The following is a 2,690-nucleotide window of genomic DNA, read 5'->3' as shown; positions in this document are numbered from 1 at the left end:
TGGGGATTCCAGTCAAGTGGGTGGCCTGTTCCACGTGATGAGGGGTGGCCATTCCACCGGATGTGGTGGGCCCGTTCCACGGGAAGTGGTGGGGCCATTCCACTAAGCTGGGGTGCCTCTGCAGGCAGCAGGTCCACACCAAGCCAGCGGCTCATGGCGTCGACTCCGAGGTGGTTGCCTCGAGGGCATCCTGGGAGCGACGCATGGATTCACCCTGCATCTCGAGGCGGTAGCTGTTGTGCACGACCCGATCGAGGATGGCGTCGGCCAGCGTGGCATCGCCGATGACCTCGTACCACTGGGCGATGGGCAGCTGACTGGCGATGACCGTGGAGCGGCGTCGGTAGCGGTCCTCGAGGAGTTCCAGAAGCTCCCGTCGGTCGGTGTCATCCAGAGCCCCGAGACCGAAGTCGTCGAGCACCAGGACTTGGGCCTTGGCCAGCTCGGCAAAGCGGCGGGCATAAGTGCCATCCGCCCGGGCGAGGGTCAGCTCGCCAAGAAGCCGGGGCAGACGTGCATAGTAGGCCCGGTAGCCGTCGCGGCAGGCCTTCTGCGCCAGGGCGCAGGCGAGATACGACTTGCCGACGCCGGTTGGACCGGTGATCAGCACATTGCGCTGATCCGTGACCCATCGGCTGGTGAAAAGCGGCTCAAGCACAGCACCTGAGAGCTTGCGGCGGGCGTGGCGGTTGATCCCCTCGACGCAGGCCTCCGGATAACGCAGCTTGGCGGCACGCAGTCGGGCAGTGAGCTGGCGATCGGCACGGACCGCGGCCTCACGCTCGACAAGCAGGGCGAGGCGATCGAGAAAGGGCATCGCCTCCAGGTCCGTGCGGCCCAATTGCTCCTCGACGGCAGCGCGCATGCCATTAAGTTTTAGCGCCGAGAGCTTCTCCAAGGTCGGATGCGGTAACATGATCAGGGTCTCTCCGTGGTGGGGGCGATCAGTGGTAGTAGCCGGGGCCGCGCACATTGGTGTGCTCGATGGGCGTGGCCTCGGTTCGCCGCTCCCCATCCAGCGGCTGACGGTCCAGACCGCGACGCAGGATCGACTCCAGGTTCGTGTAGCTGCCCACCCCCAGGCTCAGTGCCCGCTCCGAGGCCGCTTCCAGGCGCTGTGGGCTGTAATGTCGGGCCAGGCGCTGGAGTCCTTCGGCCAGGCGCCTTGCACGGCGTAGGGGGCCGTTTTCGAGTTCTTGGCGCAGGAGTGTGGCGGTCGCCACACCGACGCCCTCAGCCCAACGCAGCATCTGCCCGCCGTCGAGCGCCGCGTAGGCCCGGTGGTGGGGCGGCATGTGCTCGTTCAGGGTGCTCTGCCCTGGGCCGTCGNGGCCGTCGTGGCGTGGATGGGCGGCGACGCGCAGGCTGGCGTGAAAAACCTCGAGCGCCGCGGCGGTGATCCGCAGCTCCACTTCCTGGCCGATGAGCCCGTGCGGGACGCTGTAGCTGTGCCCGGCGTGCTCGACATGGTAGGTCGGGCCGAGCTGCAGACGGCGCCAAATGGCCGGCTCGAAGGGGTGCGTCGGTAACGGGCGCAGTACCGGGCGCTCGAGTTCCTCGAAACGCTGCCGGCGACTGCCGGCACGGCGCGAGAAAGGCCGCTCATTCAGCGCATCGAGCCGCTCGCGGATCGCCGCATTGGCCTCCGCCAGGCTGAAGAAGCGCCGATCGCGCATGGGTGCGAGGATCTCTCGCTCGACAATCAGCACGGCGTTCTCGGCCAGCGCCTTATCCTTCGGGGCGCGCACCCGCGCCGGGACCACGGCGAAGCCATAGGCCGCGGCCAGCTCGGCGTAGGCCCGGTTGAGCTGCGGATCGTAGCGGTGGGGTCGCTGCACGGCGCTTTTGAGGTTGTCCGGGACGATGCACTCGGGCACACCGCCGATGTAGGTCAGCGCACGGATGTGGGCGTTGAGCCAGTCGCTGCTGCCCTGAGTCGCCGACGCCTCGGCGTAGACCAGTTGCGAGCAGCCGAGCACGGCGACAAAGACCTGCGCCGGCAGCTGCTCACCGGTCTCGCCATCATGGATCGGGAGGGTCATGCCCGCGTAGTCGACGTAGAGCGCCTCGCCGGCGGTATGGACCTGCGCCATGCTCGGCTGCTCTCGACCCAGGTGGCGGCGCAGGTGGACGCAAAACGCCGAGTAACCGTAGCCCTTCGGCTCCTGCTCGCGGTACTCAAGCCAGAGCTGGTGGCGGGTCACGCCCTTGCGCGTGAGCTCGCGGGCAACCTGCTCCCAGTCCGGCTCCGGCGGGAGGTCAGGGCGAGGACCGGCGCGATGCGGGAAAAGCAGCTGCTCCAGGGCATGATCGTCAAGATCCTCGGGCAGCGGCCATTCGAGCCCCGCGGCCTGGGCGCGGTGAAGGTATCGGTGCACGGTGTTCACGCCTAGCTGGCAGGCGGAGGCGATGCGGGGCTGGCTCAAGCTCAGCTCGTGGTGAAGCCGAAGAACCTCACGGATTTTACGCATGGACGACCTCGGGGTGGGCATGGACTCTCTCCGGAGCAGGTGGTGGGGAGAGTCCAAGTATCCCCCGATCCCGCGCCTACCACCCCATCACCGTGGAACGGCCCCACCACATCCGGTGGAATCGCCCCCCCACTTCCGGTGGAACAGCACACCCGCTTCGCGTGGAATCGGCACCCCACTTCCCGTGGAATGCACCCCCCACTTGAGGACTATTCCATA

General features: G+C 67.5%; 2 protein-coding genes and 1 pseudogene. All 3 read right to left on the bottom strand.

Annotation, left to right across the window (positions count from 1 at the left end; translation table 11 throughout):
* Positions 1-151: 151 nt before the first annotated feature.
* Complete coding sequence (istB, locus tag CKO15_RS13730; RefSeq protein ID WP_200197389.1) at positions 152-916, bottom strand: IS21-like element helper ATPase IstB; 765 nt, start codon at positions 914-916, stop codon at positions 152-154.
* A 28-nt stretch (positions 917-944) separates the two neighbouring features.
* Positions 945-1,329, bottom strand: a pseudogene (locus tag CKO15_RS14300) (HhH-GDP family DNA glycosylase); the annotation flags it as partial.
* A 1-nt stretch (position 1,330) separates the two neighbouring features.
* Positions 1,331-2,492: IS21 family transposase (gene istA, locus CKO15_RS13725; RefSeq protein WP_242464815.1), on the bottom strand; the 1,162-nt coding region annotated here is incomplete at its 3' end.
* Positions 2,493-2,690 lie beyond the last annotated feature (198 nt).

Origin of the sequence: Halorhodospira abdelmalekii, from assembly GCF_016583625.1 — a bacterium.
Lineage (GTDB): Bacteria > Pseudomonadota > Gammaproteobacteria > Nitrococcales > Halorhodospiraceae > Halorhodospira > Halorhodospira abdelmalekii.
The sequence above is the reverse complement of the archived record's forward strand: the minus strand, read 5'-3'. Positions and strand labels throughout refer to the sequence as shown.